The sequence below is a fragment of the Dyella sp. LX-66 genome (genome assembly GCF_018599165.1).
In the GTDB taxonomy this organism is placed as follows: domain Bacteria; phylum Pseudomonadota; class Gammaproteobacteria; order Xanthomonadales; family Rhodanobacteraceae; genus Dyella_D; species Dyella_D marensis.
Genome location: NZ_JAHFVJ010000004.1, coordinates 191,572 through 198,455, shown reverse-complemented (window position 1 = coordinate 198,455; position 6,884 = coordinate 191,572). Strand labels below are relative to the sequence as shown.

Below are 6,884 nucleotides of genomic sequence, written 5' to 3'. Positions count from 1 at the left end.
GTTGCCCTCTTGGCAGGCCCTGCCGCGCATGCGCGGTGGCCGATCGACGTTGAGATGAATAGGGTGCGTGCGGTGCTGCATGCCGGCGCCGCGCTGGCGTCGCCGTTTCGAATCGGTGCTGGCTTACTTGGCCAGGACGGCCTTGCACTTCACGCCCGACGGGATGTCGAGCTTGGGATTGGGCAGGTCCATGAAGACCACGAAGGTGCCGCTGGCGGCGTCCACCATGCGGTCGACGCTGGCCACCTTCGCGCTGTAATGGCTGCCGGCGGGAATCTCCGGTGCGATGCTGGCCTCCATGCCGGCCGCGGGTTCGCCGAACGCGCGCAGCGGCATCACCACGCGCACGCGCAGCGGATTGAGCTGCGCGACTTTGAGTACGGCGTGCTTGGTGGCGCCGGGCTCGAAGATTTCGCCGGGCCACATCATCTGGTCCACCACCACGCCGTCGAACGGACTGCGGATGGTGCGCAGCGCGAGCTGGCTGCTCTGCTGGACGTATTCCAGGCGTGCCACCTCGCGGTTTTCCTTGGCGGTGACCAGTTCGGCCTGGGCCTGTTTCAGCTCGGCCTCGGCGTCGTCGCTGTCCTGCCTGGACATGAGTTTTTCCGCCGCCATGTCGCGGCGGCGGGTGAACTTGCGCTGGGAAAATTCGATCTTGCTCTGCGCCTGCTGGCTGGGACCGGCAAGTTGCGACTTGTAATGCGCAAGATCTGCCGCCGCCTGTTCGGCATGCGATTCCAGCGTCGCCAGGATCTGGTTGTGCGCCACGCGGTCGCCGCGCTTGACCAGCACGCGGTCGATCAGCCCGCTCACCGGCGCGCCCAGCTCGACCGTCTGGGTCGGCTCGATCAGGCAGTCGTAGGACGGCGGATTGGCGGCCTGCGCGGAGCCTGCGGACCAGGCCAGCAGGGCGTACAGGGGCAGCAGATGGCGGTGGCGGTTCGCACGCGCGCAAACGCGCGCCAAGCGCGGGCGGTTCCATGCCCGGCGGCGGCCCGAAGGCCCAGCCGTAAGAGTCATTCCTTTGTCCCCCTTCAGTCGCGGACGCCGCCGACGAGCCCCCTGTGACCCGTCCAAGCGTGTCCGCGCTCACAAAAACTAGCGGCTCGTTCCTGCGCCGGCAAGGGGCTGATTGACGTAAGTTTTTGCGGTTTTCGGTGGGCCCGGGGATGTGCCTGAAAGGCTTGGAATTGTCATTTCGGGCCAGATGCGGGCGGCGTCGCGGGAGCCTGGCCGGGGTGCCGGGGACCAGAAATATTCCTAGGCGCCGGGCGGCCCGGTTTCACGCCCGGCTATCGATTTCTGTGTTATTCGACCGCGGCCATTCCATCAGGGGGAATGCCTTGTTCGACGTTCGCGACGCGTGCTCGCGCCTGATGGCGCGGGTTGCGCCCGCGCGGCTTGCCGTGTCCGTCGCCTGCCTCGCGCTGGCGGCCTGCACGCAGGTGCGCGTGGTGGAAGGGGGAAAGACCACCGTCTCTTACCGGTTCGGCGTGCTCAGGGTCGAGCCGGATCCGGCTGCGCCTTTGCTGGTGATCCAGACCACTGGTTTCGGCGTGGTGCCGGTGGCTAATGGCACCTCGGTGGGCTGGACACGGCAACTGGTGGTGGCCAGCAAGGATCCGCAGCAATGCCAGCTCATCGTGCTGATCCGCACGGCGGCGGAAGCGGAGGCGATCAGGCAGCAACTGCAAAAAGGCGGTGCTTCGTTGGAGCACGTCTGTGAGGTCAACACACATCAAGGGGGATGACATGGATCTTCGTGCAAGGACGGCAGTGGCATTGAGCCTGTTGGCGCTGGCGGCGTGCTCGCCGTTGCCGCAGGCGGCATTGGTGTATTCGTCGCGGGTGAGTTTCGGCGTCACCGTCACGTCCAATCCGGCGAGCGCGTCGGGCGCGACGCTGAGCATCGGCTACGACCAGCTGGATGCGGCCTATGTGCCGGTGTCGGTGGCGGGCGCGAACAAGGCGGGCACGTCGGATCTCGTGCTGGAGCAGATCCGCGCCAAGTATTCGAACTCCAACGACCTGCAACCGCAAAGCGCCGACGCGGCGAATCTGGCCAAGGTCAACGATTATCTGAATGCGGCCAAGGCGGCGGAGAGCACCAAGGGTTCGATCCAGGACCTGAGCAACCAGAAGACGCCGATCGAGCCGCTGAAAAGCCAGCTCGCGCTGGCGTCGTCGCGGCTGACGCAATTGAAGGCCTCGCGGCTGGATACCAAGGAAGCCGCCAGCCAGCTGCAGGACGCCAAGGGCCAGCTGGCGAGCGCGCAGGCGAGCAACCAGACCATCGACAGCAAGATCCAGCAGCTGACACCGTCGCTGACGGCGGCCGAGCAGGCCGCTTCCGCCAAACGGCCCGCCGCATTGGAAGCCGCAAAGCAGCTTGGGCTGGTGCGCGAGGATGCCTTGTCGGTGTATGGCCGCTTCGACGGCAAGAGCGATGCGGGGACGACCGCGGTGGGCCTGGCGATCGGCAAGGTGTTCTCCACCGGCATCGCGGCGCAGAGCCTGGCCGAAGGCGCGGGGCGCGCGGCGGCGACCGATGCGTATACCAATTGCCTGGGCGCGGCGATGGCGGCGGGCAGCGATACGGACAAGCAGGCGCGCGCGCAGAAGTGTACGGAGTTGAGTTTTTCGCAGACGGGCGGGGCGCGCTGAGATAGCGCCGTCGCCGCCGTCGGTTGGGGTGAGCCAGAGGCGAACCCCAACGTTGCGATGCATGGCGGGCTTGTTGGGGTTCGCCTTTGGCTCACCCCAACCTACGGCGGCGGCTCATGCTGCACTGCACTGGTGCAAGCCCGCAGCGCACGAATGATCTTGGTGCACAAATAGCCGCCTAAATCCGCCGGCTTTTCAGCAAATACCGCAATTCCATCGCTTTTCTCCCATGGCACACGTGTTGCATAGCAGCACAGCGTGTTCGTTCTCTGCGGGGGAAAGCGCATGTCGGGCAAGGCGACTCGGATCGAACTGCTGCAATGGCGGACGCCGCAGATGCGCGCGTTCCATCTCAGCTGGCTGGCGTTCTTCGTGTGTTTCTTCGCGTGGTTTTCCGCCGCGCCGCTGATGCCGTTGATACGCGGCGAGCTGCATCTGAGTCCGGGCCAAGTCGCCGACATCAATATCGCCGCGGTCGCGGTCACCATTTTCGGCCGGCTGCTGATCGGACCGCTGTGCGACAGCTTCGGGCCGCGGCGCGTCTATACCGGTTTGCTGCTGCTCGGCTCGCTGCCGGTGTTCGGCATGCTGCTGGTGCACGACTACGCATCCCTGCTGGCGATGCGCCTGGCCATCGGCATGATCGGCGCCAGCTTCGTGATCACGCAGTACCACACCTCGGTGATGTTCGCGCCGCAGGTCGTGGGCACGGCGAATGCGGCGGCGGCCGGTTGGGGTAACGCTGGCGGTGGCGCGGCGCAGGCGGCGATGCCATGGGTGCTGGCCGGTGTGCTGGCGCTGGGCGTGGGGCAGGGCCTGGGGTGGCGTGTAGCGATGCTGCTGCCGGGCGTGCTGATGGTCGTCGTCGGCATCCTGTATTGGCGCTGCACGCAGGACAGCCCGCAAGGCGACTATCGCCAGCTGCGCGCGCGCGGCATCGCCATCGACGGCGGCAAGCCCGGCGGCTGGGCGGCGTTCCGCGCGGCGGCGCGCAACTATCGCGTGTGGCTGCTGTTCGTCACCTATGCCGGCTGCTTCGGCATCGAGCTGTTCGTGCATGGCGTGGCGGCGAGCTACTACGTGGATCGTTTCTCGCTGAGCCTGCGCGATGCGGGGCTGGCCGTCGGCGGCTTCGGCCTGCTCGCCCTGTTCGCGCGTGCGCTGGGCGGCATCGCTTCCGACCGGCTGGTGCGCCGGCACGGCCTGCCGGCGCGCGCACGCCTGCTGTGCCTGCTGATGTTCTTCGAAGGCATCGGGCTGCTGTGGTTCTCCAGCGCGCAGGGCGCGGCCACCGCGGTGGCCGCGATGCTCGCCTTCGGCCTGTTCACCCATATGGCCTGCGGCGCGACGTATGCGCTGGTGCCCTTTATCGACCGCAAGGCGCTGGGCGGCGTGGCCGGCATCGTCGGCGCCGGCGGCAACGTGGGCGCGGTGGCGGCGGGCTTCCTGCAGAAATCGCTGGGCTCGGTGCAGCTCACTTTCATGTACCTGGGCGGCTTCGTGCTGGCCGGCTCGCTGTGCGCGCTCGCCGTGCGCTTCAGCCGCGAACACGTGGCCGAGGAACGGGTATTGCGGCAAGGGCCGGTGGATACGCCGGCGCCGGCCCTGGCCATCGACTGAGGCGACGCGCATGACGACGAGACTGGTGGTGATCGGCAACGGCATGGTCGGCCACAAGCTGCTGGAGGAACTGGTGGCGCTGGGCACGCCCGGCCTGGACATCACGGTGCTGTGCGAGGAAAGCCGGCCCGCCTACGACCGCGTGCACCTGTCCGACTACTTCGCCGGCCGCAGCGCGGACGAGCTGTCGCTGGTGGCGCCCGGCTTTTTTGATCATCCCGGCCTGCATCTGCGGCTGGCCACGCGCGCCGCGCGCATCGACCGCGCCTTCAAGCGGGTCACCACCGCCGACGGCGAAGTCGTCCCGTACGACAAGCTGGTCTTCGCCACCGGCTCCACGCCGTTCGTGCCGCCGATCCCCGGCAACGACCGCCGCGGCTGCCTCACCTACCGCACGCTCGACGACCTCGCCGAGCTGGCCGAATGGGGGGCGCAATCCAAACGTGGCGTGGTGGTCGGCGGCGGCCTGCTGGGGCTGGAATGCGCCAAGGCCGTGCGCGACATGGGCCTGGAAACGCACGTGGTGGAATTCGCGCCGCGCCTGATGGCGGTACAGGTGGATGACGGCGGCGGGCGCATCCTGCACCGGACCATCGAGGAACTTGGCCTGGTGGTGCACACCGGCAAGAACACGCAGGCCATTGTCGATGGGAGCGGCGTCGACGGCAGCAGCGCACGCCACGCCATGAAGTTCGCCGACGGCAGCACGCTGGAGACCGACCTGATCGTGTTCTCCGCCGGCATCCGCCCGCGCGACGAACTGGCGCGGCAATGCGAGCTGGGCGTGGGCCAGCGCGGCGGCATCATGGTCGACAACTTCTGCCGCACGCGCGACCGCGACGTCTACGCCATCGGCGAATGCGCGCAGTGGGGCGGCAAGGTGTTCGGCCTGGTGGCGCCGGGCTACGAGATGGCGCGCGTGGTGGCCAAGCATCTGCATGCCCTGCTGACGCGCGAGGAGGCGCGCGACCTGCCGGAATTCGCCGGCGCCGACATGTCGACCAAGCTCAAACTGATGGGCGTGGACGTGGCGAGCCTGGGCGATGCGCACGGCGCCACGCCGGGCAGCCGCAGCTATCAGTTCAGCGACGAGCGCCGCCAGGTCTACAAGCGGCTGGTGGTATCGGAAGACGGCAAGCGCCTGCTCGGCGGCGTGCTGGTGGGCGATGCCGCCGAGTACGGCACCTTGCTGCAGATGATGCTCAACGGCATGGAGCTGCCGGAGGCCCCGGAATCGCTGATCCTGCCCGCCTCGGACGGCAAGGCGAAACCGGGGTTGGCAGTCGATGCGCTGCCGGCCTCGGCCCAGGTGTGTTCGTGCAACAACGTATCCAAGGGGCAGTTGTGCAAGGCGGTGGGCGAGGGCGCCACCAGCATCGGCGCCTTGAAGGAAGCCACGCGCGCCGGCACCACCTGCGGCGGCTGCGTGCCGCTGGTCACCCAGATCATGAAGGCGGAGATGGCGCGCCAGGGCCTGGCGGTGACCAGCCATCTATGCGAGCACTTCGCGTATTCGCGGCAGGAGCTGTACCACCTGGTGCGGGTGGAGCGCATCCGCCGCTTCGACGAACTGCTGGCGCGCCATGGCCAGGGGCTGGGTTGCGATATCTGCAAGCCGGTGGCGGCCAGCATCCTGGCCTCGTGCTGGAACGAATTCGTGCTGCAGCAGGAACACGCGTCGCTGCAGGATTCCAACGACTACTTCCTGGCCAATATCCAGAAGGACGGCACCTATTCGGTGGTGCCGCGCATGGCCGGCGGCGAAGTCACGCCGGATGGACTGATCGCCATCGGCCGCATCGCCAAGTCCTACGGCCTGTACACCAAGCTCACCGGCGGCCAGCGCGTGGACCTGTTCGGCGCGCGGCTGGAGCAACTGCCGCTGATCTGGGAGGAGCTGATCGAGGCGGGTTTCGAATCCGGCCATGCCTATGGCAAGTCAGTGCGCACGGTGAAGTCCTGCGTGGGTTCCACCTGGTGCCGCTATGGCGTGCAGGATTCGGTGGGCACCGCGATCGACCTGGAAAACCGCTACAAGGGCCTGCGCTCGCCGCACAAGCTGAAGTTCGCCGTGTCCGGCTGCGCGCGCGAATGCGCCGAGGCGCAGAGCAAGGACGTGGGCGTGATCGCCACCGAAAAGGGCTGGAATCTTTACGTCTGCGGCAATGGCGGCATGAAGCCGCGGCATGCCGAATTGCTGGCTGGCGACCTGGATACGGCCACCCTGGTGCGCTATATCGACCGCTTCCTGATGTTCTACATCCGCACCGCCGACCGTCTGCAGCGCACCAGCGTGTGGCGCGATGGGCTGGAAGGCGGCATGGACTATCTGCGCGACGTGGTCGTGCACGACAAGCTGGGCCTGGCCGCGGAACTCGAAGCCGAGATGGCCCTGGTGGTCGACACCTATGCCTGCGAGTGGAAGCGTGCGGTGACCGATCCCGCGGTGCGCGCGCGCTTCCGCCACTTCGTCAACAGCGAAGCTGGCGACGACCGCGTGGCCTTCGTGCCGGAGCGCGGGCAGATCCGGCCCGCGACGGTGCAGGAGAAGCGCGTGCTGCGCGGCATTCCCGTGGTGGTGGAGACGGAGTGAGGCC

General features: G+C 67.6%; 5 protein-coding genes. 4 read left to right on the top strand and 1 reads right to left on the bottom strand.

The features are described 5' to 3' along the window. Positions 1 to 123: 123 nt before the first annotated feature. A complete protein-coding gene (locus tag KK141_RS09915; RefSeq protein ID WP_214570555.1) occupies positions 124 to 969 on the bottom strand; it encodes an efflux RND transporter periplasmic adaptor subunit in 846 nt (281 codons plus the stop codon). 377 nt (positions 970 to 1,346) lie between these two features. Between KK141_RS09915 and KK141_RS09910 the strand changes: the two genes are divergently transcribed. From KK141_RS09910 to nirB, 4 genes are all read left to right on the top strand, one after another. Continuing rightward, positions 1,347 to 1,754, top strand: a complete 408-nt coding sequence (locus KK141_RS09910) for a hypothetical protein (protein ID WP_214570556.1) — start codon at positions 1,347 to 1,349, stop codon at positions 1,752 to 1,754. Between the two features lies 1 nt (position 1,755). Beyond that, a complete protein-coding gene (locus KK141_RS09905; protein ID WP_214570557.1) occupies positions 1,756 to 2,667 on the top strand; it encodes a hypothetical protein in 912 nt (303 codons plus the stop codon). A 285-nt stretch (positions 2,668 to 2,952) separates the two neighbouring features. Further along, positions 2,953 to 4,287 carry an MFS transporter gene (locus KK141_RS09900; protein WP_214570558.1) on the top strand — a complete coding sequence of 445 codons (1,335 nt, stop codon included), beginning with the start codon at positions 2,953 to 2,955 and terminating at the stop codon, positions 4,285 to 4,287. 10 nt (positions 4,288 to 4,297) lie between these two features. Continuing rightward, positions 4,298 to 6,880: a nitrite reductase large subunit NirB gene (gene nirB / locus KK141_RS09895; protein ID WP_214570559.1), complete on the top strand. Its 2,583-nt coding sequence runs from the start codon at positions 4,298 to 4,300 to the stop codon at positions 6,878 to 6,880. Positions 6,881 to 6,884 lie beyond the last annotated feature (4 nt).